The sequence below is a fragment of the Magnetococcus marinus MC-1 genome (assembly GCF_000014865.1).
GTDB classification, from domain to species: domain Bacteria; phylum Pseudomonadota; class Magnetococcia; order Magnetococcales; family Magnetococcaceae; genus Magnetococcus; species Magnetococcus marinus.
In genome coordinates this window covers 697,515-723,359 of sequence record NC_008576.1, presented here as the reverse complement: position 1 = coordinate 723,359, position 25,845 = coordinate 697,515, and the positions used below count along the sequence as shown (strand labels likewise).

22 protein-coding genes are annotated in these 25,845 nt (G+C 57.8%); 5 read left to right on the top strand and 17 right to left on the bottom strand.

Annotated features, from left to right (window positions below; translation table 11 throughout):
• The first annotated feature begins 85 nt into the window (after positions 1 to 85).
• Positions 86 to 2,020: an acetate--CoA ligase gene (gene acs, locus MMC1_RS03070; RefSeq protein ID WP_011712286.1), complete on the top strand. Its 1,935-nt coding sequence runs from the start codon at positions 86 to 88 to the stop codon at positions 2,018 to 2,020.
• 307 nt (positions 2,021 to 2,327) lie between these two features.
• Positions 2,328 to 2,627 (top strand): alanine-zipper protein, encoded by a 300-nt coding sequence (locus MMC1_RS03065; RefSeq protein WP_011712285.1) that lies wholly within the window; start codon positions 2,328 to 2,330, stop codon positions 2,625 to 2,627.
• A gap of 120 nt (positions 2,628 to 2,747) precedes the next feature.
• On the opposite strand, the gene MMC1_RS03060 is transcribed toward MMC1_RS03065, so the two are convergent.
• The 17 genes from MMC1_RS03060 to MMC1_RS02980 all read right to left on the bottom strand — a co-directional run bounded on the left by MMC1_RS03060 (position 2,748) and on the right by MMC1_RS02980 (position 22,411).
• Positions 2,748 to 4,640 (bottom strand): XrtA/PEP-CTERM system amidotransferase, encoded by a 1,893-nt coding sequence (locus MMC1_RS03060; RefSeq protein WP_011712284.1) that lies wholly within the window; start codon positions 4,638 to 4,640, stop codon positions 2,748 to 2,750.
• Positions 4,615 to 5,727, bottom strand: coding sequence for a nucleotidyltransferase domain-containing protein (locus MMC1_RS03055; protein WP_011712283.1), 1,113 nt, complete (start codon positions 5,725 to 5,727; stop codon positions 4,615 to 4,617). The genes MMC1_RS03060 and MMC1_RS03055 overlap by 26 nt, the downstream gene beginning before the upstream one ends.
• Positions 5,724 to 6,647 (bottom strand): HprK-related kinase A, encoded by a 924-nt coding sequence (locus MMC1_RS03050; RefSeq protein ID WP_011712282.1) that lies wholly within the window; start codon positions 6,645 to 6,647, stop codon positions 5,724 to 5,726. The genes MMC1_RS03055 and MMC1_RS03050 overlap by 4 nt, the downstream gene beginning before the upstream one ends.
• A complete protein-coding gene (locus tag MMC1_RS03045) occupies positions 6,641 to 6,880 on the bottom strand; it encodes an HPr-rel-A system PqqD family peptide chaperone (protein WP_041640713.1) in 240 nt (79 codons plus the stop codon). The genes MMC1_RS03050 and MMC1_RS03045 overlap by 7 nt, the downstream gene beginning before the upstream one ends.
• Before the next feature lie 116 nt (positions 6,881 to 6,996).
• Positions 6,997 to 7,488 carry a hypothetical protein gene (locus MMC1_RS03040; protein WP_041640712.1) on the bottom strand — a complete coding sequence of 164 codons (492 nt, stop codon included), beginning with the start codon at positions 7,486 to 7,488 and terminating at the stop codon, positions 6,997 to 6,999.
• Between the two features lie 138 nt (positions 7,489 to 7,626).
• Complete coding sequence (locus tag MMC1_RS03035) at positions 7,627 to 8,748, bottom strand: TIGR03088 family PEP-CTERM/XrtA system glycosyltransferase (protein WP_011712279.1); 1,122 nt, start codon at positions 8,746 to 8,748, stop codon at positions 7,627 to 7,629.
• Entirely contained in the window at positions 8,745 to 9,944 is a 1,200-nt protein-coding gene (locus tag MMC1_RS03030; protein ID WP_011712278.1) for a TIGR03087 family PEP-CTERM/XrtA system glycosyltransferase, read from the bottom strand. Before MMC1_RS03030 ends, MMC1_RS03035 begins: the two co-directional genes overlap by 4 nt.
• A 6-nt stretch (positions 9,945 to 9,950) precedes the next feature.
• On the bottom strand, positions 9,951 to 10,994 hold the full coding sequence (locus tag MMC1_RS03025) for a FemAB family XrtA/PEP-CTERM system-associated protein (protein ID WP_011712277.1): 1,044 nt from the start codon (positions 10,992 to 10,994) through the stop codon (positions 9,951 to 9,953).
• Complete coding sequence (locus MMC1_RS03020) at positions 10,987 to 11,835, bottom strand: XrtA system polysaccharide deacetylase (RefSeq protein ID WP_011712276.1); 849 nt, start codon at positions 11,833 to 11,835, stop codon at positions 10,987 to 10,989. Before MMC1_RS03020 ends, MMC1_RS03025 begins: the two co-directional genes overlap by 8 nt.
• Before the next feature lie 11 nt (positions 11,836 to 11,846).
• Positions 11,847 to 12,986: a non-hydrolyzing UDP-N-acetylglucosamine 2-epimerase gene (gene wecB, locus MMC1_RS03015; protein WP_011712275.1), complete on the bottom strand. Its 1,140-nt coding sequence runs from the start codon at positions 12,984 to 12,986 to the stop codon at positions 11,847 to 11,849.
• 67 nt (positions 12,987 to 13,053) lie between these two features.
• A complete protein-coding gene (locus tag MMC1_RS03010) occupies positions 13,054 to 13,920 on the bottom strand; it encodes an XrtA-associated tyrosine autokinase (protein ID WP_011712274.1) in 867 nt (288 codons plus the stop codon).
• Between the two features lie 84 nt (positions 13,921 to 14,004).
• The gene (locus MMC1_RS03005) at positions 14,005 to 15,618 is read right to left on the bottom strand and encodes an XrtA system polysaccharide chain length determinant (RefSeq protein WP_011712273.1); all 1,614 of its coding nucleotides are present in this window, start codon (positions 15,616 to 15,618) and stop codon (positions 14,005 to 14,007) included.
• Positions 15,619 to 15,963: 345 nt separating this feature from the next.
• Positions 15,964 to 16,671, bottom strand: coding sequence for a class I SAM-dependent methyltransferase (locus MMC1_RS03000; RefSeq protein WP_011712272.1), 708 nt, complete (start codon positions 16,669 to 16,671; stop codon positions 15,964 to 15,966).
• Positions 16,672 to 16,728: 57 nt separating this feature from the next.
• Positions 16,729 to 18,141 (bottom strand): TIGR03013 family XrtA/PEP-CTERM system glycosyltransferase, encoded by a 1,413-nt coding sequence (locus MMC1_RS02995; protein ID WP_011712271.1) that lies wholly within the window; start codon positions 18,139 to 18,141, stop codon positions 16,729 to 16,731.
• A gap of 192 nt (positions 18,142 to 18,333) precedes the next feature.
• Entirely contained in the window at positions 18,334 to 19,698 is a 1,365-nt protein-coding gene (locus MMC1_RS02990) for a putative O-glycosylation ligase, exosortase A system-associated (protein ID WP_011712270.1), read from the bottom strand.
• A 291-nt stretch (positions 19,699 to 19,989) separates the two neighbouring features.
• Positions 19,990 to 21,207, bottom strand: coding sequence for a TIGR04063 family PEP-CTERM/XrtA system glycosyltransferase (locus MMC1_RS02985; protein WP_011712269.1), 1,218 nt, complete (start codon positions 21,205 to 21,207; stop codon positions 19,990 to 19,992).
• Between the two features lie 13 nt (positions 21,208 to 21,220).
• Positions 21,221 to 22,411, bottom strand: coding sequence for a glycosyltransferase family 4 protein (locus MMC1_RS02980; RefSeq protein WP_041641873.1), 1,191 nt, complete (start codon positions 22,409 to 22,411; stop codon positions 21,221 to 21,223).
• Between the two features lie 268 nt (positions 22,412 to 22,679).
• On the opposite strand from MMC1_RS02980, the gene MMC1_RS19550 reads away from it, so the two are divergent.
• The 3 genes from MMC1_RS19550 to MMC1_RS02965 are packed head-to-tail and all read left to right on the top strand — an operon-like array spanning position 22,680 to position 25,826.
• Complete coding sequence (locus MMC1_RS19550) at positions 22,680 to 23,699, top strand: methyltransferase domain-containing protein (protein ID WP_011712267.1); 1,020 nt, start codon at positions 22,680 to 22,682, stop codon at positions 23,697 to 23,699.
• A complete protein-coding gene (locus tag MMC1_RS02970) occupies positions 23,692 to 24,906 on the top strand; it encodes a prenyltransferase/squalene oxidase repeat-containing protein (RefSeq protein ID WP_011712266.1) in 1,215 nt (404 codons plus the stop codon). The genes MMC1_RS19550 and MMC1_RS02970 overlap by 8 nt, the downstream gene beginning before the upstream one ends.
• A gap of 8 nt (positions 24,907 to 24,914) precedes the next feature.
• The gene (locus MMC1_RS02965) at positions 24,915 to 25,826 is read left to right on the top strand and encodes an AEC family transporter (protein ID WP_011712265.1); all 912 of its coding nucleotides are present in this window, start codon (positions 24,915 to 24,917) and stop codon (positions 25,824 to 25,826) included.
• The last annotated feature ends 19 nt before the right edge of the window (positions 25,827 to 25,845 follow it).

Genomic DNA, 25,845 nt, shown 5'->3' with positions numbered 1-25,845 from the left:
ACCACCATCGTATCCTATACCAATAACGATCGGTGCCGTGGGGGGTGTTTGTCCTATTGCCAGCTTTAGGTGGAGAGAGAATCTTATGAGCGACGTTAAAGTCTACCCCGTTGATCCCAATGTTGCGGCCAACGCGCTGATCAACGAGGAACAGTACCAAGAAATGTATAAACGTTCCATCGACGACCCGGCGGCCTTTTGGGCTGAACAGGCCGAGGCGCGCATTGATTGGTTTAAAAAATGGGACAACGTTCTGGATTTTGATCTGCGTAAAGGTCATATCAAATGGTTTGAGGGGGCCAAACTCAACGTCTCCTACAACTGTATTGACCGCCACCTGGAAAAACGCGGGGATAAAGTGGCCATCCTCTGGGAAGGGGATAATCCCGCTGCCGACCGTAAAATCACCTACCGTGAACTCTCTGCGTTGGTCAATAAGTTTGCCAACGCTTTAAAAGCACGGGGCGTTAAAAAAGGGGATCGGGTTTGCATCTACATGCCCATGATTCCCGAAGCCGCTGTGGCCATGCTCGCTTGTACCCGCATTGGCGCGGTGCACTCCATCGTCTTTGGGGGTTTCTCTCCCGATGCACTGCGGGACCGCATTATTGATGCCGAGTGTCGCGTGGTGATCACCGCCGATGGCGGCATGCGTGGTTCTAAAAAGATCCCCCTGCGTAAAAATGTCGAGACCGCGCTGGCCCAGTGCCCCAACGTACACACCTGTTTTGTGGTGCAAGATACCCAATTAGAGATTGAGTGGACCGAAGGGCGCGATGTTTGGTATCACGAAGCCATTGCAGCCGCCAGTGCCGACTGCCCCCCCGAGGAGATGGATGCCGAAGATCCGCTGTTTGTGCTCTACACCTCGGGCTCCACCGGCAAGCCCAAGGGGGTTCTGCACACCACCGGTGGTTATCTGCTGTATGCCTCTATCACCCACCAATATATCTTCGATTATCATGAGGATGACATCTACTGGTGTACCGCAGACGTAGGCTGGGTAACGGGCCACACCTACATTGTTTATGGACCCTTAGCCAATGGGGCCACCACCTTGATGTTCGAAGGGGTGCCCACCTACCCGGACGCTTCCCGCTTTTGGCAGGTGGTGGATAAACATCAGGTGAGCATTTTCTACACCGCTCCCACCGCCATTCGCTCCATCATGAGCCAGGGGGACGCACTGGTTAAGGCCACCTCGCGTCAATCGCTGCGCATCCTTGGCAGCGTGGGTGAGCCCATCAACCCCGAGGCGTGGGAGTGGTACTACCATGTAGTGGGTGAAGGGCGCTGCCCCATTGTGGACACTTGGTGGCAGACCGAAACCGGGGGAATTTTGATTACCCCACTGCCTGGGGCAACCCCCTTAAAACCCGGTTCAGCAACCCGTCCCTTCTTTGGGGTCAACCCCAAAGTGCTCTCCAACGAGGGCAAAGAGATGGAGGGCCCCTGTGAAGGCATCCTGGTTTTGGATCATCCCTGGCCGGGCATGATGCGTACCGTGTATGGCGACCATGATCGTTTTATCAACACCTATTTTGCCAACTATCCCGGCTACTATTTCTGTGGGGATGGCTGCCGCCGTGATGAAGATGGCTACTATTGGATCACGGGGCGGGTGGATGATGTGATCAACGTCTCCGGCCACCGTTTGGGTACCGCTGAAGTAGAGAGCGCCTTGGTGCTGCACGATCAAGTTGCCGAAGCGGCGGTGGTGGGCATGCCCCATGAGATCAAGGGTCAGGGCATCTACGCCTATGTGACCCTTATGAGCGGGGTTGAGCCCTCTGACGCACTCAAAACCGAGTTGGTCAAGCTGGTCCGCAAGGAGATTGGCCCCATTGCCTCATTGGATGTGATCCAGTTTGCCCCCGGCCTGCCCAAGACCCGTTCCGGCAAGATCATGCGCCGCATTCTCCGCAAGATTGCTGCCCATGAAGTGGACACCCTAGGGGATACCTCAACCCTGGCCGATCCATCGGTGGTGCAAAACCTCATCGACAACATGCCCAAATAGATTTGGCGGGCTCGTGTCGGTTTGATCATCAGGGGGGGCACAAGGGCGCCCCCCTTTTTGTATCTGTGGTACAGCCTCTGCGTGCGGGCACCCCTCTGGCGACGGTGCACAACGCACCACCAACCTTAGAGCGATCATCGCTACGCCCCCTAATATTGGACGCAGCTTGCCCACTCATTCGCCAATCATTGCTATTTTTTACACGCTTGTTACCCTTTTTCTCTGTTTTTTCTGGCAAATGGTCAATGAAAAGCGTATAGAATGAGGTCAGTATTTTTTGACCCATCACCTTGTCAGGAGACTTACCATGGCCAAGAAGACCGCCACCCTGGCTCTGGCCGCCGCCATGTTGCTTGGTGGCTGCGCCACGTTGAGCCCCGAAGATCAAGCCAAGCTTGATAAAGCTATGGTCACTGCTGAGCGTGCATCCGTTGCCGCCAGTTCTGCCCAGATTGAAGCCAATGCCGCACGTGAAGAGGCTAAAAAGGCCAAAGAAGAGGCCGCCGCCGCTTGGAGTGCCGCCGAGAAAGCCAAGCTGGAAGCCTCCAAGGCTGGCACCTCTGCTGAAAAAAGCAAGCGCATGTTTGAGCACAACATGCACAAGTAAGTTTAGCCTAAGCGCTGACTTGCTGAACCCACAAAAAAACCCGCCAGCTTTGGCGGGTTTTTTTGTAAAGGGGTAAAGCGGCATGCCCCCCGCCCTCTCCTCTTCACCTCGCGGGCTTACCTAACCCTTATTTTGCGCCTTGCGCAGCATGCCCTCAAACATCAACAGCGACCACAGGGGCATGGAGAGATCCTGTTTTTTCTTGCGGTGCTGTTCCAGCATCCAGTGGATCCAGCGGGGATGAAACAGCCCTGACTCCGTGATCACCCGACTGCTCAAACGATCCTGCAAACGCTCTTGCAACGGCCCCCGCAACCAAGCCGCCAGGGGTGGGATAAAACCCTGTTTTGAGCGGTAGACGGCGGTCGCAGGCACCTGTTGCGCGGCCAGTTTTTTTAACAGATATTTGCCCTGCCCCCCCTGCATCTTGAGGCACCAAGGCAGACGCCCCGCCCACTCTACCAAGCGATGATCCAGCAACGGCACCCGCACCTCCAGCCCCACCGCCATGCTGGCACGGTCCACCTTGGTCAACACCCGCCCTGCCAGAAAGGTCTTAAAATCGAGATAGAGCATGCGATCATGAAAGGCTACCTGCTCGGGCAACCGCGCATTCAAGCGGTAAAAATGCTCTATGGGATGATAATCCAGCAACATTAAATCGGGGGCCAACAAGCCCTGCCCCATGGCCGGATCCATCATGGAGGCCCCCCGAAACAGCCCCTCAAGGGGCCCCTCACCCAAGGCTTGCAGGGTGCTCTTGGCCCGCAACCAGCGCGGGGCGTTATCCAGCTTGGGATAGAGCATGCCCATGGGCCCAAACAGGCCACGACGCAGCCAACTGGGTACCCGTTGCCGCACCTGCTGTTCGGCCATAAACAGGCGATAGCGGCTGTAACCTGCACACAACTCATCCCCACCATCCCCAGAGAGCACCACCTTCATACGACTGGCCGCCGCCTCGCAGAGCAAAAAAGTGGGCCACGCCGAACTGTCTGCAAAGGGTTCATCATAGAGACCCGGCAGACGCTCCAAACGCTCAAAATCCAGGGGATCCACCGTCAACAGCTGCTGCTGTACCCCCAGATGTTGGGCGACCGCACGGGCATGTGGCGCTTCATCCTCACGGCTACCGGTAAAGGCCACCGTCAACGCCTGGAGCGGGGTTTGACTCTGCTTGGCCAGCAGCGCGGTGATTAAGGAGGAGTCCACACCACCGGAGAGGAAGGCCCCCAATGGCACATCCGCTAGGGTGTGACTCTGCACCGTCTGCCCCAGCAGCTCTTGTAACTGCTGGAGTGCGGCGGCCTCTGTCAAGGGTTGGGCGGCAAAGCTTAAATCCCAATAACAGCGCAGACGCCAATCCCCAGAGCCCAGGGTAAAGCGGGCGCAGTAGCCCGGCTCCAATTTTTTTACCTGACGGTAGATGCTGTGGGGGTCGGGAATATAGCCATAGGCGAAATAGTCCATCACCCCCTTAGGATCCAAACTCCGCGACAAACCAGGATGGGCGGTCAGCGCCTTTAATTCAGAACCCACCAGCAGCCAACCATCCTCACTAAACCCATAGTAGAGGGGTTTAATACCCAAGCGATCCCGAGCCACAAACAGCACCCCTTGGCAGCGGTCCCACAGGGCGAAGGCAAACATCCCCTGCAACGCCTCCACACACTGCTCCCCCCACTGCTCCCAGGCATGCACAATCACCTCGGTATCGCTGCGGCTGTGGAATTGGTGCCCTAGGCCCTGCAAACGCTGCATAAGATCTGGGAAATTATAGATCTCCCCATTAAACACCACCGCCACCGAACGATCTTCATTCCAGAGTGGCTGCGCCCCCCCGGCCAGATCAATGATAGAGAGACGCCGGTGCCCCAACCCCACCCCCGGCTCACGATGCATGCCCTCACCATCGGGGCCACGGTGGGCCAAAGCGCGGGTCATCGCGGTCAGCTGTTCCGCCTCGGGTAGGCGCTGGCCGGTCAGGTCAAGGATTGCGCTGAGTCCACACATCGGGCCCCCATCGTCTGGCACTTTTACGGCTGAGATGTTTCAGCAATAGCCCCACAGGCATACGCAACCAGTGGGCTCGGATATACATAAAAAATCGTGCGGGCAGATCCAGCCCATCCTCTCGCCCCACCGGGCGCAAACGTGGGGTAAACAGGCGTGTCATCAAGCCATTCATAAACCAACGCAGTGGGGCACGGGGTGCATGGGCCGCGCTGGCCTGCAACACCGGCGCGGGGATGGCGCTACCCAACCGATGATGGCACTGATAGAGCGCGTAATAGAGGGGCCGCGTCACCTTGAGCTGCTGAGCACGGGGCACCAAGCTTTCCCAAAACGATGGCTGGGCAAAGGCTTGTAGCAGGAGATGAATATCCATCAAACCCCGCAAGCCATGGTGCAGATCCTCTTGAAACAGATGGACAATCGCATGTAACACCATATCGGTAGGGGCCAACACCAACAGCCCCTGATATTGCCCCTCTACCGGAGCTTGCAGGGGCTCGGCGGCCTGCCACAGCGCCTGCACATCCGGCTTTAAACGGCTGGTGAGGGGCACAATGGTGTGGTGAATATCCAGCTCGACCTGCCGCTTGCTGTGGATCAACGGGGGCAGTTCATGCATCCATTGCCGGTAGTAGTGCTGATCATAGGCATCCAGCTTAACCGCCTCCCAGCCCTGCTCCAAGAGCGCCTGCTCCACCTGCGCCAGATCCTCGCGCCGCAGCATAATATCCACATCCGCCACCAAGCGGCCCCGGGCATTGGGCAGCGCCAGGATGGCATACGCGGCCCCCTTGAGCAGTAGAATGGGGCACGCCAGGTGCCGCACTGCCCGACGGATGCGATTAACCTCCCACAGCAGCATACGGCGGCGATCCTGGGCGTAGACCATGGCGGGCAGAAACACCCCTTGTAAATCCTCAGGCATATTCTGCCAGTGGGGGCTGGCTTGCAAACGGGCCCCCACATGGGCCAGCAACCCCTCTACCCGCAACATGCGCAACAGCGGCTCCTGCTCAGCAGGGGGCAAGCTGAGCAGATAACGGGGCTCACGCAACACCGCAAGCAGAGCATCACCCCAGCTCATGCGATCCCCTCATCGGCCATTTGCGTAAGCACCTGCACCGCCTCCGATAGCTGACTATAGGGCATCTCAAAGGCGGTGCAGCTTTGGCAAAGCTGTGCCACCGTGGTAAAAGCCGCCTCGCCCAGGGTCTCATAGTTAAAGGCCCCTCCCGCCAAACGGGGAAAGAGCTGTTCCGGAGTAAGGGGATAGAGTTGCAGCGGGACACCCGCCTGATAACGGGGAAAGACAATCCAACGCGCCACCGCCCCCTCATCCATGCGCTGCACCGCCTCGCGGGCAGGATAAAGATGGCACACCGTGCCTTTACGGGTTTTGGGAAACAGCGGACCCAGCGGCGCTTGGGGGGCCCAGGCACGGATCACCTCAATGGCCTCATTTTTTAAGGCGATAGCCTTGGGCATCGGTTTCGCTAGCCCCTGGCCCGGCTCAAACAGGCCAAATTCATCGGAAAAGAGCCGCCATCCGCGCAGACTTAGGGCGGCGGTTAGGGTGCTTTTGCCATATCCGGGAAAGCCCGGCAAGATCAGCGCCCGCCCGTGCCGCTCCACCACCCCCGCATGCAGCAGCAGCTTATGGGCGTGACGGGTGGTAAATAAAAAATTGAGTCCCCACTCCAGATGGGGCGGCGCATGATCCAGCGGAAAGGGCAAAAATGGCGTGGGACCATCCACCCACAAACGCACCTGGGGCCTGAACCAGCGGCGTAAGCCCGGCTCCCGCAGCAGCGCCGCGTGACAGCCCGTCACCCCCTGCCCGGCCTCCATCACCGGTGCATCGGCATAGAGCGTCTGCAACCACACCCCAATCGCCGCCACATCGCTGTGCAAATGGTAGAGGGCTGGCCCCAGCCGCCAACGCAAACCTTCCTGCGCCAGCCGCCGCACCACCTCGGCGTGGGGTAAATCCGCCAGCCTCAGCATGGCAATGGGGCAATAATGCCCAGATTATCCAGCTCCCATAATAGCCGGAGCAAACCGCTCTGCACCACCTGGGCTTCGGCCTCCTCTCGCGCTTCATCCAGCCCCAGACAGGCCATAAGCGCCGTCATGGTCATGGGCTGCTGCACGAGGGCTTGTACGGTTTCGTAGGCACTCTCTTGTAAAAAATGGGTAGCCCCGTTGAGCGGGTTATACAGGGCGTATTGCTGCCCCACACGGCACCACCTAGGCGGGGAGCCCAAAGGCACATACCACACCCTCTCCGCCGCCCAGGGTGCAAAACCCTGGAGCGTAACCGGCAAGGGAGGGGAGAGACGATCAGCCATAAAGATTAGGTAGCAAGCGAGGACCAGCAGGAGGATTTGACCAGATAGTGGGCACCATCATTACCCCAACCCGTCGCATCGCCGGTGGCGGTATTGTTGACCGTGCCGGTGCCATCCACAAACACCAAACAGTCATCGGTGGCAATATTGGTACCGCCGGTCATAAAGCTGGTATCACCAGAAAATTCACTGCGATCCTTAACAATATAACCGCTCCAGGTATTATCGTTCACGGCGGTATCGTTGGTGGCATCGCTGGTACAGCGATTGCCCCCAAAAGCGTTACCCCCAAAGTTGAGGGTCTGCTTGGGGTCCCCCTCCATAAAACACTCCGGGGAGTTACTGCCCCCCGCCAAAGCGGCACCGGGACGCAGTGTCACCACCATGGGGGCGCACAGCGCCAGACCCTTAATCAGTTTGCGCCGCCGCGCCCGCTGCTGTTCCTCTGACGTAACCGTCGCTTGCGTGCTCTCATCAGATAGATTTTGCTCAGACATTTCGATACCCTCGCCCACCCTGACAGGCGCTCTAACCACCATCCATCACGATCCCCCAGCCGCTGCTGATCGGTTGGGGGCACTGGAGCCAGTCTAACCGCTCTTGCACAAAGCCGCTATGGTAAACTGCCCCCACACCTATTGGAACAGCCCTTCATAGGCGGCCACGGTGCGCGCCCAGCCAAATTGAGCCTCGGCCCTAGCCCGGCCTTGTGCGCCTTGCGCCCGACGCCACGCTTTGGCCGACACCACCCCATAGGGTTGCAAAGCCTCGGCCAAAGCGGGGGCATCTCCCGGCGGTAACAGGGCACCCTGTTGCCCTGCTTGCAGCAGCGCCGGCACCCCACCTACGGCAGTGGCAACCACTGGCACGCCACACGCCATCGCCTCCAACACCGTTAAGGGGGTTCCTTCGGCCAGGGAGGGCAATACCAACAGATCGGCGGCCGCCATCAGCGGGGCCACATCAAACTGAGTGCCCAAAAACCGCACCACCGTTGCCAACCCGCTGGCCGACACCTGCTGTTCCAATGCCCCACGTTGGGGGCCATCCCCCACCAGCACCAAGCGCAACCCCCCCAAACGCCCCTGCTGCTGGAGCAGTGCCAGCGCCGTTAGCAGATTGGCCTGATCCTTCACCGGCCATAACCGCCCCACACACAGGGCGATCACCTGCTCATCGGCAAAACCGCTCTTGGCCAACAACTGGGCACGATCCGCCCGCGCCGGGTGAAACCGCTCCAGATCCACCCCATTGGCGATGGTTACAATCTTGGCGGGTTGAATCTTCAGTGGCCCAGCCAACCAGTCGTGTAGCTCCCCACTCACGGCGACCCAGTGGTGAATCAGGGGATTCAGCAACCGTCTTAACCATCGATATTTGCGGTTGCTGCCGTCCAGATCATAACTATCCCGGCCATGTTCGGCATGGATGCGCCGAGGCACCCCCGCCAAAAAGGCGGGCAACTGCCCCTCGATGGTGGCCAGGTTGCAACTATGCAGCAGGTCTGGCCGCAGTTGACGCAGCAGCCGATAGAGCCGCCACCAAACCGCCAGATCCTTGCCCGGCTGTTTATGCAGCGCGTAAAACGCTACCCCATACCCCTGCAAGCGCTGTTGCAGCACCCCCACCTCGGTCAACGCCACCAGCGAGTGCCGATAACGCTCTGCTGGCAGCCGCTGCATCAGCTCCACCAACACCGACTCTAGCCCCCCCACATCAAAGCGGTAGACCAAGTGACAGAGGTGACGCCGCCTCACAAGAGCTGCTCTAACGTGGTAAGCAGTGGCGCAATATTGGCCGGCCAATGGTAGTGGCTCTCCACGCAGCGCCGCCCCGCCGCACCGCTCTGCGCCGCCAACTCGGGCTCGGCCAGCAGGGCTAACCCATGGGCCACCATCGTCGCCGTCTCCGCCGCCACCCAACGGCCCACCCCAGCACAGCTCGCCAACCCCTCCATCGCCTGGGGCGTGGCCAATACCGCCTTGCCCATGGCCATGGCCTCCAGCACCTTATTTTGGGTGCCCCGCGCCGTCAACAAGGGTGCTATGGCAAAAGCAGCATGAGCCACATAGGGCCGCACATCCGCAACCCGTCCCGTCACCATAACGCCGGGTAGTGCCGCCAGCTGTTTCACCTCATCCGTGGGCTTGGCCCCCACAATCGCCAACTGAAGATCCCCATGGTGGGCGCGGAGTGCGGGCAGAACCCGCTTACTAAACCATACGACCGCCTGAATATTGGGCCAATAGTCCATCATGCCCGTAAAGACCAAGACAGGAGCACCACGGTAAGGGTTGGGAAAAGCCAGCTGGGGATTAAATTTCTCCAGGTCCACCCCATTATCATAATGGTGCACCATCCCACGACGCGCAGGATGCAGGCTGCGAAAGTGCTCGGCCTCCTGCGCATTGACAAAATAGGCAGCCTCTACCCGGTCGGCGATGGCCTTCTCCTGCCACTCCAGCAGTGTGCCTTCCCGCTGATACAACCAGCGCATCACCCCCCGCTGTTGCTGGGCATATTGACGCCACTTATCCGAATCCACATCCACAAAATCCATGATAATAGGCTGGTTATGATGGGCCACATATTGCGCCATGGGCGACGAATAACAGACCGTGGCATCCACCAACCCAGCGGCAAACCGCGCCTCTACCCAGCGCCGCATACGGCGGCTGCGGTAGTAGGGCATGCTCAACGCCTCGCCCTTGAGCAGCCCCCGTAATGAGGCGGGCTTGGCCCGCTTGGGGTCCAAGGGCACCAGATGACACGGACCCTCCACCAACGCCGCCAATTCTTGGGCATATTGGAGATCATGGGGGTCATCCACAAAGGCACCCACCGCGACCCGATGCCGCGCCGCCAGCTCCAACAGCAGATGGTAGGCACGCACCTTATCCCCTTTGTTGGGGGGATACGGAATGCGATGGACCAAAAACAGAATATTCGCCATACCACCCTATCCCAAATTTCTCGCCAACAGCGGACCCAAACCATTGGCAACCGCTAAGGGGAGTCGCCGCCACAGGGCGATAAAACGCTGATATTTTGGGTTGAGGGGATTTAGATCCGGCAATTCCCGGCGCTCATACAGGTAATAACCATAGTGCAGGGGTTGCGGGCTAAAACCATAAAAGCGTTTAAAATCGTAAGCCCCAGTGCCCCGTTTGCTGCGGCCAAAATCAAACCATCGGCACCCCTGCGCGGCAGCGCGATTCATCAGATCATAATACATGTAGGGATAGGCCCCCACCTGCCGCCCATGGGGCAGAGCCCCCCCATAATAGGGCAACACCTGATCGCGAAAATAGAAACTCAACACCCCGCTTACCGCCACCCCGTGCTGCTCCACCACCGCTACTTCGCAGCGCTCGGCAAAGATCTGTTTAAGGGTTTGAAAATGGGCGCGCGCAAAGACCGGCGTGCCCAGATTGCGCAGACTCTCCGCATAAATACGGTAACAGGGATCGGGATTTTGCAACAGGCGGGTCACCAAACCCGCCTGTATGCCCCGCCGCACCTCGGCCCGTTGTTTCCGGGGGATCTCCCGCAAATTGGCCGCAGGCTCTGCCACAATGGGTTTGCGAAAGGTGGCATACAGCGGTTTGTTGATCCACCCATCATCCAGCGGTGTCACACTGCGCAACTCCAAATGGGCCACATTGAGCCGGGCTGTCAGCCAGCGGGCCTCATCCAACAGCGCCTCTTGCACCTGAAGATCCTGCGCCACCACCCCGCCATAGACACAAAAGGGGGTCGAGATCAAGGCATCCCCGAACAGGCGGCTCCGCACCCGCGCCAGGGGTAATACCCCCACCACCTGCCCATCACGTTGCCCATAAAGATAGTAGGTTGGGTGTTTATAGAGCCCGCTTAACAGCCTTTGCCAGCCTGCTAGATGAAAAAAACTCCCACCAGCCGCCGCTTCCACAAACCGGTCCCAAGCTTGGGCCTGCTGGGGTTCATCCTCTCGCAGCCAGTAGAGCTGCAACCCCCTAGCCATGGGCAATCTCCTGGGCAAAGACCCGATCCATACGGTCCCAGCTAAAATCCTGCAACAGTGCTTTAAGCCGGGGTTCGGTGCGATGCAGATTAAGATAGTGTCGAAAGCGCGATCTCCACCCCACCCCGGCCACCCGCGGCTGCTGGGGGTCCACCTCCCAGGGGTGGCAATAAAAGACCACCGACTGCTGGTCATGCCCGTTCACCCGCTGCAACGCCCAGCGGCTTACCCCATAGGGCAGCAACCGAAACCAGCCCCCACCCCCACACGGAAAACGCCGCCCCCCCCACACCACCGTCGCGGGAGGAATCTCCACCACCCCTTGCGGATGGGGTTTATGGGCAAAACGGGGTGCCTCGGGCATGCCATACAGATCGTGGGCGATGGGATAGATGCTGGAGCTATAGTGATGCCCCGTCTCTTTAAGAATGGGCAGTGCCCACAGGGTTTGCGCGTGAATGGAGTAGGTGGACGCCCGGTACCCCACCACCGGCACCCCCCCCACATCTTCGAGCAGATGTTTGGTGCGCAGCACATCCTGGCGAAAATGGGCGGCATCTTGCCGATCCACCCGCACATGGCTGTAGCCATGGCTGGCCAGCTCATGCCCCTGAGCCACGATGCGCCGCACCAGTTGGGGAAAGCGCTCCGCTACCCAGCCCAGGGTAAAAAAGGTCCCCTGCACCCCCGCCTCATCCAGCAGCCCCAACAGGCGTTCGGTATTGGCCTCCACCCGTGGCGTAAAGCTTGACCATTGCTCGGGACCAATCCAGGGTTCAAAACCACACACCTGAAAGTAGTCCTCCACATCCACACTAAAGGCGTTACTGTGTGGTGACATGGGGAGGCTCCTTACCCTTGGCGGTGGTACCACTGCTGTAACTGTTGGGCGATGCGCGGCGCGGCCTGACCATCCCACAGCTCGGGGATGCGTCCCGCTTTTCCCCCATTCTGCATAATCTGAGCAAAGGTGGTGCGCAGTTTATCCCCATCCCGCCCCACCAAGGTATTGGTGCCGTGGCTAACGGTAATGGGCCGCTCGGTGTTCTCCCGCAGCGTCATGCAGGGAATACCCAGCGCGGTGGTCTCCTCTTGAATACCACCGGAATCGGTCAATACCACGCGTGCCCGCGACATTAAACCCAGCATCTCCAAATAGCCCACCGGCGGCAGCGTCACCAACTGCGGGGCACTCTCCAACAGCCCTTGCAAGCCCGCCGCCTGCACCCGCGCCAAAGTGCGGGGATGCACCGGAAAGAGTAAAGGCAGCTCGTGACTGATGGCACACACGGCCTGGAGCAGCTCGGCCAATACCTGTGGATCATCCACATTGGCTGGCCGGTGCAGAGTGAGCAGACCATACCCCCCCGCCGCCAACGAGACCCCCTCAGGCAGACTAAAACGCTGCGCCAACGCCTCCACCGTGGCCGCCTGCGGCAGCAAACGGCGCAGGGTGTCGATCATCACATTGCCGACAAAGTGAATCTTATCCGCCGCAATTCCTTCACGCTTTAGATTGGCCTCGGCCTGACGCTCGGTGGTAAACAGAAAATCGGCGATTTGATCGGTCAGAATGCGGTTGATCTCTTCGGGCATGCTGCGGTCCTGACTGCGCAAACCCGCCTCTACGTGAATGACGGGAATCCCCTTTTTCACCGCCACCAAGGCGGTGGCAATGGTGGAGTTGACATCCCCCACCACCAATACCGCAGCGGCCCCATAGTGGTCCAACACCGGCTCAAAACGCTGCATCACCAAACCGGTCTGCACCGCGTGGGAGCCTGAACCTACCCCTAGATCCACCTGGGGTTCGGGAATGCTCAACTGCTCAAAAAAGGCCTGCTTCATGGCCGCATCATAGTGCTGCCCAGTATGCACCAACAGGGTGGGCACGGGCTGCGCACCCGCCCCCAAGGCGGGCAACACGGCGGCCATCTTCATAAAGTTGGGACGCGCCCCCACCACACAGACAATTGGCTTATCCTCTCCCACGGCGTCACTCCCCGTATGCCCCGCCTAGGGCGTTATGCCCATCCCATTCAACCTCTAGCAGGAGGGATCACCCACCCAGCAAACGTTGGAAAAAGCCCTTTTTCTTTTTGGTCTCGCTGCCATAGCCGCCGTAACCGCCATAGCCACCGTAACCGCCATAGCCACCGTAACCGCCATAGCCACCGTAACCGCCATAGCCACCGTAGCCGCCGTAGCCGCCGCCACTGCGCATTCTGGCCTTGTTCAGCACAAGACCAACGATCTCCATATTATCCAGATAATTAAGCGCATCTTTTACCGCATAGCGGGGGGTATTGTCCGCTTCGACCACCATCACAATCTGGCCCATATTGCGGGCCAATTCCCGCGCCTCGGTGGTGACCAACAGGGGGGGCGAATCAAATACAATAATACGGTTGGGATCTTTTGCCAGCTCCAACAACAGCAAGCGCATGTTCTCGCTGGCCAGCAGTTCGGTGGCATGATGGTGGCGCCGCCCCGAAGGCAACAACATTAACTTGGGCACATTGGTGCGGATTAAAATTTGGTGATAATCTTCGACGTTGCCCAAGAGATGGTCGATCAAACCCTCTTTGGATTTAAAACCCAGAATACGGCTCACCGAGGGTTTGGCCACATCCCCATCCACCAACAGCACCGTTTTGTCCATTTCGGCGGCCAAGCTCATCGCCAGATTGATGGCCGTAAAGGTCTTACCCTCCTTAGGGAAGGCGCTGGTCACCATAATCATGTTGTTATTACGCTTGGTGTGCGCATCTATCCCTTGCTGCGCGTTGAGCAGTAGGGGGCGTTTGACCACGCGGAACTCCTCGGCGCGAAAGCTGCGACCAACATCCGGGGTCAAGATACCCCTGACCTTGAGCTTTTCAAAGTCCAATACAACCTTTTTGCGTACCCGATCATCAAACGTCATGTTACCCTCGACCACCTTGTAAACCCGCCCGCTGCAACCCTTAAATCCAGCTACCCTGCCATCGAACAGCCTCCTGACCGGCTATCATCTGGCGATATACATGGTGATGGCAAAGATCACCAGTAGCGAGATCATCAACAACATAAACAGGGTCCGCGCCCCCAAACCCACCACTGCGGTCTCATCGGCCATAGAGACCGTGCCCAACACCGGCAGCCCAAGATCTTTCTTTAATGCCGATGGGCTATCATAAACGGGTCGCATAATCGACATAAACAGCGACATGGTCATACCGGCCCCTAAACCCGCCAGCAGGGTAACCACCAAAAACAACGGACGATTGGGCCCCTCTGGCGCAAAAGGCAGACGCGGCTTCTGCAACACTTTGATGTGTACCCGCTTGCTTAAACCTTCAGCCACATCCCCCGAAAACTCCGCCTCACCCTGGGTCGTCAAAATACTGTTCAGCTTACTCAGGGCGGTATCCCGATTTTGCTTGAGACGCAGATACTCCGCCTCCTTGGCGGGTACCGTGGCCTCCCGCCGCCGTAAATCGGCCAGCTGCGCATTATACTCCTGCAACCGCCCCTGGGCTGAGGCAAGATCCACCTCTACCTTGCGCAGATCCAATAAAATCTGCTGTGCAACAGGATCCTTTTCATCGTTAAATGCCTGCTGGGGCATCTCACTCAGACTTTTCAGCCGGGCCATCTCTTCTTCTTTGCGCCGTTGCAGTTCCAAAATCTGATTGCGCAAGGAGCGAATTTCTGGGTGAGCTTCATCATAGAGATAGCGCTTTTCCCCCCCCACCACATAGTGGGTTTCCAGCATCTCCAGAATGCGCTCTTCCAACTGCTCCAGGTTGCGATCAATCTCTTCATTGAGCGGTGCAACCACGGCACGGGGCGCCTGTAGCGGGGTCGAGGCCAAGGTCGCACGCTGGCGTTGGGCCAACTGCTCCGCCAGGGCGTCCCGCTCTTTACTCAAGGCACTCAGTTTGAGCCGTTCATCTTCTGCACGCTGTTTAAAGTCAGCCAAGCGGGCATAATAACCCTGGCCTTGATCGGGGCGAATCAAGGGGTTACTACGTTTAAACTCTTGCCACGCCAAGTCGCTTTTGGCAAATTTATCCTCAAATTTTTGCACCTGCTCCGATAAAAAGCGCTGTGCTTTTTCCTGACGCCGGTTTTTGACCCCCTCCACCGAGTGCTCCATCAAGATGGTCAAAAAGCCTTCCACCACCTGTTTTGCCACCTCAGGGTCAGAGTGGTGATGGGTCAGAGTGTAGACCGACTGGGTGCTACTGCTGCGGGAGGTAATGGTCAGTTGCTGACCCAGTTTGGCGATGGTCTCTTCCAAGCTGCGCTCATCACGCACCTCTTCACGCAGTTTGGTCGAGAGCACCACCCGCTCACGATTTTTTTGGTTGAGCAGGTTATGCACAATGCGCTGCGCCTCACTGGTGACATCAAAGCGCATTTTTGCCACACCCGTTAGATACTCGTTCAGGTCGCCTTGGGGGTTTTCAATAGAGACCTTGGTGAAGGCTTTGTACTGATCCTCCATCATAAAGGTGCCTGTCCAACCCAAGATACACACCGTCCACGACACCAACACAATATGCCAGCGATACCGCCACATACCGTGCAGTTGTACCAAGAGCTGATACTGTAAATTGCGCAGGCTGTACTCTTGCATGAATCGTCCGAACAGCAAATTAGAGATTAAAGAGAGCGCGCAAAGCCGCCACCCATGCAGACCCCATACGCCCCTTAGGCGACAGCGCCCCAGCTATCGTGGGTTTACAGACACCGTAAGGGGCCACACCCACAGCAACCCGCCCATGACCCTGTGCAGAGACCAGGATTGCAGCCATCGGTCTTGCAAATTACAGGCCCAATCGAGCTTTGACCCCAAGAACCAAGCGGGTTATCTTAACCCTGCCATCCCCCCAAGTACAGGTAGAAGCATGGCACCCCCCCTTTTTGCTCCCCACCCCCCGCACCGAACACCCCACCCTGCGGCGCGCCCCAGTTCGGCACCCTATTGCGGCTTGCGCCCAATAAAATAGGCCCCAGAGTGGACCACATAAGCCTGCCCATAAGTGGCAATCCAGCGATCCAGATATTTGATCCAAAACAGCAGCCAACTCCACACATCCACCCAAAGGCCATAGAGCACTTTGCGGTTAAAAGAGCATAAAATAGCCAAAAAATGGATCAACACATGCACCATTGTCGAGGCAGGACCCCGGTTAAAACCTGACTCCAAACACTCAAAAGCCCCGCACAATTTGCCCAAGCCATGGTGAGAAAAGCGGTAAAAATCGTCAGGATCACCATGAAAGGGAAACACAAAAGGAGTATTCACATAGAGCATACCACCGGGCTTGAGCACCCGATAGATCTCCGCCACCACCTGCCAAGGGGCCTGCATATGCTCTAAGGCGCTCACCGCAATCACCAGATCCACCGAGGCCTCCCCCAGCTGGCTTAGATCGTGGGCATCGGCCACCATATCCACCCCGGGGCCGGGCATAATATCCAAACAGATTAAGCGACTCTCCGCAGGGGGTTGACCAAACGCATAACAGCCCCGTGCATCCTTGCCGCCAATATCCAAAATCACCCCACCCGCCCCTACATGATCATAGGGGTTGAGTGAAAAATCCCGGTAGTGGTAGTTACTGGATGGCGGTCTAGGTAGCGCGTGGTAAAACTTTTTCAGCCACGCCAGCAGGGCTTGGGACATGCTGCTCTCCTCAAAACAGACGCAAATACCCCATGGGTTACAAAGCGCTGAACAGGGTCAAACATCTTTGCGTGGGGCATCGGCCCCCTTGCCAAACAACACCACCTCAACAGAGTGGATTAACACCAGCAAATCAAAAAAGAGGGTGTGATTTTTAATGTAGTAAAGATCATATTTCAGCTTTTCCACCGCATCCTCGACCGAGGCACCATACCCATATTTTATCTGCGCCCAACCCGTAATACCCGGTTTAACCCGATGCCGCTCACTGTAGTAAGGGATCTGCTGTTGCAACAGCTCCACAAACTCGGGGCGTTCTGGGCGTGGCCCCACCAGACTCATTTCACCCCTGAGCACATTAATAAATTGGGGCAGCTCATCAATGCGGGTATTGCGGATCACCCGCCCCACACGGGTTACACGATTATCATTTTTTTGCGCCCACACCGGACCATCCTTCTCGGCATCGGCCCGCATGCTGCGAAATTTGATCACGTGGAAAATTTTACCCCCATAACCGACCCGAGCTTGCCGATAGAAAACCGGCTCCTTGCCCCGCCCCTCTATAACAATGAGCAGTGCCGTCACCAGCATGATCGGCCACAGGGTGAACAGCAACAGCAGGCTAATCAAAATATCAAAACTCTTCTTCATCACCTCTTGCACCAAATTGGAGGCAATGCCGTCGGAGTGGGCAATCCACCATTCGGTACCCAACGCCTCCATCAAGATTAACCGCTCTTCCCGTTCAAAAAATTGCGGCAAATCCAATACCAAAATGCGGTTGCTCTTACAATCAAGCAACTGCTGCATCTCCTCCATGCTAACCCCATGGTCTGCCGCCACCACCACTTCGGAAATATGGTGTTCCTGGCACCAAACCAACAGGCGCTCATCACTATAGATCAAATGGTTAGCAACCACATTTGGGCTATTATGAGGGCTCCAAAAACCGACGATCACACGATCACCAGGGTCTTGATCGATCATGCGCTCCACCATGCCCGCCTTTTGACCACTACCATAGATCAAAATGCGCCGCTGTAATGCACTGGGTTCAATAATAAATTGGTAAAAAGCCACGCGAATGAGCAGCACCAACCCCAGTGCAATAAACCAAGCGTAGATAAAGGCCCCCCGGCCAATAAACAGATCAGGCAGTGCATAAAAGAGCACCGAGGTTGCCACCAAGCCGATAATAAAGCTCAAACCAATACTAAGCGCCTCTTCGGTCATGCCCTGCCGCATCAAGCGCTGATAGCGCCCGGTGGCGGTCATGCTAATCAACATCACCGCAGCAAAAAAGAGCGCCCTAGGCAACAGCTCCGCACGGTGGACCTCATCCAACTCGGCCGCCCAAAAAAAACGCAGCTCCACACCAAAGTAGACCGATGCCAAAAAGGCGCTCGTCTCACACAGCACCAGCAGTAACGACCAGCGGGAGATGTAGTGTTTAAAGATGCGTATCATAACGATCCCGTACCGCTCGCCCGGCAAACCCGCCGTGGCACGTCTCTTAAAAAAAATGGTCGCTGCCCAAGCTCCCACCTATGCCCTAATAACTGGGCCGAGTGGTCGGGCCTCAAGGCGCTGTACCGTTACCTAAAATCACCTCAAACGCCCCTTGTTTTGGCGGCACCAGAACATCCCTACCCAAGTCAACTACTGGCCCGCAGAGCGACCAAAAATGGAATAGTCCGTCTTACGTGACCAAGTTGTCATTCCATAGGTCGGTTCTTGCCAAGCTGTGGCAGAGGGGACCACTTTTTTATCACTGTGTTTGAGTACAATATGGTGCAACATCACCAAAATGGAGATTAGGTGATAGGGCAGGTCAAAATAGGCCAAGCCTAAAAACACCCCCGCTACATAGTACCCCAACAACGATATTTGCAACATAGTCGCAAGGGTAACCGCCCAATCCAACTCGGGCTTGCCACGAGCTAAATGTTTGACCTTAAAGCCTAGTAGCACCGCAAACAGATGCATTCCAATAAACAGGGCAAAACCAAAAAAACCGTGCTCTGCCATGACCTCAAAATAGATACTATGGGCATCGTGCCGCTCAAAGGGCACCGGTGCGTAGGTTTGAAAGCGCTCCGCAGTAAAGGTATTAAAGCCCCCACCGACAAAGGGACGATCCTTCGCCAACTCCCAGGCCAACACCCAAGAGTTGAGACGTCCCATCATAGAGGCATCCTCGCGCAACTCATAAGCCGTGCTGATCGCAAAAAAATCATCCATCCGCTCCTGCCAATGCTTGGGCATGGAGGTATAAGAGAGGGCCACCAACACCACCCCCAGCAAAAAGACAATCATGCCCCGTCGGCTACGGCCAAACAACACGCCCAAGACCACCACCAAGCCCAACATCCCTCCACGGGAGTAGCTGCCCACCACGGTAATGACCGAAAAAATAATTAATACGAGCGCCAGCTGCTTTTGCCATAATCGTTTGGCAAACTGTCTAATATAAAAAGTCAGCGGCAGCCCCATTAACACGGCCAACGCCAAGGCATTATTGTCGGTAATAAAGCTACGGGCCGGACCATACACCCGGAAATTCCCCCCCGAGGTCAGGGTAAACAGTCCACCCTTCATGACCCACACCCCAATGGAGAGCACAATCACCCAGATCAGCCAATCCATCCATTTTCGGTCTTTAATCAAAAAGAAGGTAATCAACACCATCAACTGAATTTTTAGAAAACGGTCAAACTCCGAAAAAGCCCGGTCAGGATCAAAGGAGTTGAAAGAAGTGACCACCGTCCATAAACAGAAGAACATCCAAAAGATGGTGGTACCATGGATGGGGATGCGAAACTTGACCTCTTTATTAAAAAACACACCAGCCAGAGTGACAAACGCGACTAAAAAGTTGAACCGAAAATCATAGGCATAGCTCCAAGTGAGCCGGTGGGGGTTCATATAGCTGAGCAACGCCCACATCAACAACCCATAGCTGGGCCGCATAAAGGCATACGGTAGCGAACCGACAATAAACAGTGTAAGGATCAGATCACGCATGGACTGGATAAAACCTCAACCGCGCTTCATATCGACACTACTCTTCAAGCCCAAACAAGAGCAGAACTTCCTAGCTAATATATTGTACTTCTTATGTTTTATCCACAACACCTAGACAAAACATTGGGCAAGAAAAAACGCAACCCGCGCATCGCCACCCCCTCGCGCCCGCATCGCTCACCGCACCGACCATAACAGAAGCACGCCGGATTCTCCCCCCTTTTTCATACCACCCCCGGCTAAACCAGGGCGAAGAGCCATCTTCAGATTCCAGCATCCGCTTCTGCGGACCTATTTACTCACCTCACGCCCCAGCGCCATCCCATAAGCCGCCGCATAAGCTTGGGCACTGCGCAGCCAGGTCCGCTGGGTGGTGACAAAATCCCGCCCGGCATCAATCAACCCCTGCCGCGCCGTCCCCTGAGGCAGCTGTTGTAGCACCGTCACCAATCCAGATAGATCCCCCGCCGGGAACAGCAGACCCGTCACGCCATGCTGAATCAACTCCCGGTGCCCCCCCACATCCGAAGCCAACACGGGCCGCCCCAGCGCCATAGATTCCAGGGGTTTCAGCGGAGTAACCGTTTCTGTGATACGGTGGGAGAGACGGGGATAGACCATCCAGTCACACACCCCATAATAATCCTCTACCAAGGCGTGATCCACCCGCCCCGTCATACGCACCCGCGCCCCACACCCCAACTGCTCAATCAATCTCTGCAAACGTTGGGTTTCTGGCCCACCCCCCACCAACAAGAGATTACAAGCCTGCCCAGTGTGGGCCAGTTGCGCCACCGCCTCTACCAAGAGAGCCAGCCCCTCATACCCATAAAACGAACCGGCAAAACCCAACACCAGCCCAGGGGGAAAAGCCAGCTCCTGCCGCAAAATAGCGCTGCCCTGCGCGGGCAATGGGTTAAAGAGTTGCACATCCACCGCATTGGGGATCAGGGTAATTTTCTCTGCCGCGATCCCCCGCGCCAGCATATCCCCCTTTAACCCTTCGCACAGGGTGGTCACGGCATTGGCCTGCCGCAGCACATGGCTCTCCATGGCGCGGCTCAGCCGGTAACGCAAGGAACCCGCTTGGGTCTGTCCATGGCTGACGGCGGCATCCTCCCAAAAGGCGCGCACCTCATAGACCAAGGGCACCTTAAAATGCCGCGCCGCCCACAACGCTGCCCAGCCATTCAAGGCCGGGGAGTGGGCATGCAGCAGATCGGGTTTAAGGTGGGGAATCAACCCCCGCAAGCGCTGCTTGAGGGCTTGGATCACCCCCAGCTGATGCAGCGGGCCACGCTGCACCCAGCGCCCCTGCAAGGGCAGGGTGCGGTAGTAGTGCAGATCCTCGAAATCTTCTTCCAGGCTCTCCACCACGCCCTGTTTGGGACCGGTCAACAGCAGGGGCTGCCAACCCATGCTGCGCTGCGCCCGCACCAAAGCGCGGGTGCGAAAGGTGTAGCCACTGTGCAGCGGCAAACCATGATCCAGGATATGCAACACACGCATGAGAGACCGTTTCCTAGGGTTGATGCGGTAGAATGGCTTGAAACATCTGGAACTGCCCGGCACTGGTGCTGTGCCAAGCAAAGCCCTCGGCATAGTGGCGGGTGGCACTGCGCGGGGGGGGATCGGCCAGCAAAGCCTGCACCTCTGTGGCCAGCGCTTGGGCGGTGCGGGGGGTAAACAGCCGTCCCGCCGCCGGGCTGGCCACCACCTCTGGTGTGCCCCATACCGAGCTGGCCACCACCGGTGTGCCACAAGCCATGGACTCCAACAACACATTGGCCCAACCCTCACGGTCGGAGGCCAACACCAGGGCGTCTGCCGCCCCATAATAATCCTTGAGTGATGCCGCCGCCAACGCGCCCGCAAACCGCACCCGTGGCGCTACCCCCAAGCGTTTCGCAGTGGCCTTTAATTCGGCCAACATGGGACCTTCGCCACACACCACCAACTGCACTTGAGGCAACTGGGGCAAAGCGGCGATCACCAACTCATGCCCTTTACGGGGGATCAGGTGGCCCACCGACAATAGGGTGGGATGGTGCATCGCCAGTTTGTCCCGCAACGCCTGTCGATCCAGGGGCGGTGTAAAGGTTTGCAGATCCACCCCATTGCGCAACACCGTCACCCGCGATGGAGCGACCCCCAACCCCACCAACGACGCTTTCAGGGCGGCGCACACCGTCACCAACCCGGCTGCCTCGGCGGCGGCCCATGTGATCCAACGGCGGGGCAGTGTGTAGTTGGGGATCAGGTTTAAATCGGTCCCCCGACTGGTAATCACCACCGGCTTGTTGAGCCAGCGCCCCAACAGAATCGCCGCCACCCCATCGGGATACATATAGTGGGCATCAATCAGGTCAAAGGGCCAGCTCTGCTCCAACCGTTTGAGGGGAGCATAAGCCCCACGGGCCAACATCCAGGGAGCACTGCTCATGCCGATCTTTGGCAATAGCAGATAGCGGGGATGTTGCACAGCAAAGCCCTGCCACTCACTCTGCGCCGCCACTGCACCCCAGCGTCCGTAACGGCCAAAGCGCGGGGAAGCTACAGGAAACCACGGCACCGGTGCCACCACCCGACTCTCCAGCGCCAACCCGGTCGCTTGGGCGTAGCTCTGCAACTGGGCCAGCCGACGCGCCACAAAGATACCGTGATAGGGCATCTGCGGGTTAGGGAACAGAGTGCTAAAAGTCAGGATACGCATGGTCTCGCAATGCCATTCAACGGCTTGAATTGAGAGGGGCTGACCCTCACACACCCGCCACACAACCCCAGCGGCCCCCTATTGTGCCCCATCCCCTGGGTGAAGACCATATTTGGCGTGGCACATAGGCTGCATTCTCGGTGAAAGGCCCTCCATTGGCCGGTTTCATACCCTATGCCCTGACAGCGGGGCGAAGCTGTGCTATTAAGGAGGGTGGCGTTGTAGGGGGAGCACCCCCACCCTTAATTGTGTTGATTGGGAGTGCTGTATGTGTGCAAAAGATGAGTCCCACACCCTAAGTCCCCAGCGGCTGGCCATGCTCTGCTGCCCGGACTGCCGGGGAGAATTGACCCACCAGCCCGAGGTACCCCGCCTCTGGTGTCCGGCCTGTAACCATCGTTATCCCATTGTGGAGGGCATTCCCGTGCTGCTGCCCGGCGATGTGGAGGCCACCATTGAGGCCCGCTTTCACCGCTATTGGGATACCGAAGAGAAGTCCCAACTCTATAACCAAAAGGTTGAGGGGGATGGCGACCCGTTTGGCATCTATAACCATGAATCCGAAATCTACGGCATGGAAAAACTGCTGCGTCCCCAGCAGCAGGGGCGCATTTTGGATGCCGGTTGCGGCAATGGTCGCATGTTGGCCCGTTTTTCGGCGCAGACCGACGCGGTGGGCATTGATGCCTCCCTTAACCTTTTGCGCATTGTCAAACGGGCGGGACGGGGCTCTTTTCATGTCTGCTGCGAGTTGGAACAGATTCCCTTTAAAGATGGCCTGTTTGATACCGTGTTTAGCTGCCGGGTGTTGCAGCATCTCACCCAACAGCAGCAAGCGGTTCAAGAGATGAGCCGCGTCACCAAACCCGGCGGCGATCTGGTGCTGGAACTCTATAATAGCTGGAACCTGAAAGCGCTCTATAAAAACCTGCGCATGTCCAAAACCTGGGCACCCCGGCTTAATGCACCATTTCGGGCCATCTTTCGTTCCATGTCGCCCTTTCAGGATTGGGGCATTGACTATGATCGCTACAACCACTGGTTCCAGGTTAAACGGTGGCTGCAACAGGCCGACATGCACCAAATCCAGGGGCGTGGTGTGGGTTTTGGTTATCATAAATATCTGTTACAACCCTTCTATATTGATGCGGTGCTGCGCGACCATGCGCCGCGCTTGCTGAGCGGCTATTACGCCTTCTGTTTCCGGCTGGAGCGGCTGTTGGGGCATCTCCCCCCCTTTCGCTGGGGTTGGGAAAAATTTGTCATCCGGGGCACCCGCCATGGTTGACCGCGCCTCATTAACCCAACGAGTGGGTAAAACCCTCTACCACCATTGGCGCAACAGCTTTCTGTTTGATGGCGCGGCCCGCCGTGAACTCAAGGATGAAGGGGATCTAAGCCAACGTCAGGCGGGTTCGGATGAGGACCACCTGCGAGGGGCCCTGGCGTGGCTCTGTCGTGCCCACGATAGCACCGCGCAGCGCGGCGTGGCGCGGGGTTATGCCGCCGCTTGGAATTTTCATTTTGATGCCCGGGGCTGGCAGCCCGCCTATCCCGAAACCACCGGTTATCTCATCCCCACTTTTATGGATGTGGCCCTCCAGCAGGGGCAGGATGCGCTTATGCAACGCGCCCTCGGCATGGCCGATTGGGAAATTGAGGTGCAACTGCCCAGTGGTGCCGTGATGGGAGGAACCGTTGAGCAGCCCCCCTCCCCCGCCGTCTTTAATACCGGACAGGTGATCTTGGGCTGGGAGCGGGCCTACCGGCAGAGCGGCCAACAACGCTATCTGCTCGCGGCCTGCCGCGCTGCCGATTATCTGCTGGCGGTGCAGCAAGCCGAAGGGCAGTGGCGGGTGGGCAACTCGCGGTTTGCCGACGCCAAAACCACCACCTACAATGTGCGGGTGGGCTGGGCATTAATCCTCTTGGGGCAGACGGCCAATCGTCCCGACTATATCGCCGCTGGACGGCGTAATGTGGATGCCACCCTCGCGATGCAAAATGATAATGGTTGGTTTCGCTGCAACTGCCTCTCCGACCCAGGGGCCCCCCTGCTGCACACCATCTGCTACGCCATTGAGGGCATCGCCGGGGCCGCTTTAGCCCTGCAACACGATGTTTATCTGCAACGGGCACAGCTGGCCTTGGACCATCTCTTGCCCCTAATCGACCACCGAGGATTTATCCCTGGTCGCTTAGATGGCAACTGGCAGGGCCGGGTTGAGTGGGCCTGTCTGACCGGTTCGGCCCAACTCGCCGGGCAACTGCTGCTGCTGGCGCACCCCCTGCAACGCCCCGACTATAAAGAGGGCGCCGCGCGTTTGCTGGCGTTTGTGAAACGCACTCAAAATTTACACAGTGCCGATCCCGGCATTCGCGGTGGTATCAAGGGCTCATACCCTTTCTCGGGCGGTTATGGACGCTATGAACTGCTCAACTGGGCCGCCAAGTTTTTTATAGATGCCCTACTGCTCCAGCAGCAAAATCGCTAGATATCCCTATGGAAAACCTTATTCTTGTCTTTCTTTTGGTGGTGGCTGGCTACGGTTTTCAACGTCTACCGGCCTTTCCTGCCCCCCAAGCGGCCGCCATTCTCAACCAATATGTTATTCACGTCTCGCTGCCCGCGCTGGTGCTGTGGAAGGTCCCTACCCTGCCCATCTCCAGCGATCTACTGGCCCCCATCCTGATGCCCTGGTTGATGCTGCTTGCCAGTGCCGCGCTGGTGCTGTTGGTGGCTAAGCTGCTGCACTGGCAGCGCCCGCTGGTTGGCGGCATGCTGATGGTGGTGCCCCTGGGCAATACCTCCTTTGTGGGGGTGCCCATGATCGAGGCGCTCTATGGTAGCCATGGCTTGCCCTACGCCATCCTCTATGACCAAACCGGTAGTTTTTTGGCGCTGGCCACCTATGGCTCCATCATTCTTGCCAGCTACCATGGCCAGGGCATGCCGGGGTTTCATCCCCTCATTCGGAAAGTGGTCACTTTTCCACCCTTTTTGGCGCTGGTGGCGGCGCTTATACTGCGCTTTACCCACAATCCGCCCTTTCTGGAGTTCTACCTGCAACGCTTGGCTGAAACCTTGGTCCCGGTGGTCATGGTGGCGGTGGGGCTCTCCTTTAAACTCCGCCCACCCCCGGGTGAAAGTTTGGCACTGGCGGTTGGCTTGACCCTTAAACTGCTGGTCACACCGCTGCTGGCACTGGCGCTCTGCCTGTTGCTGGGATGGCAGGGGGTGGCGGCGCAGGTTTCGGTGCTGGAGGCCGGTATGCCCTCCATGATCACCGCCGGAGCCTTGGCCATGGCTGCCGGTTTTGCCCCCCAGGTGATGGCCGCCATGGTCGGTTGGGGCATCCTGCTGGCCTTTGCCTCGCTGCTGCTGATTAAACAGCTGCTCTACCTGCTGGTGTAGCCTATTCCAAGCGGCAGCG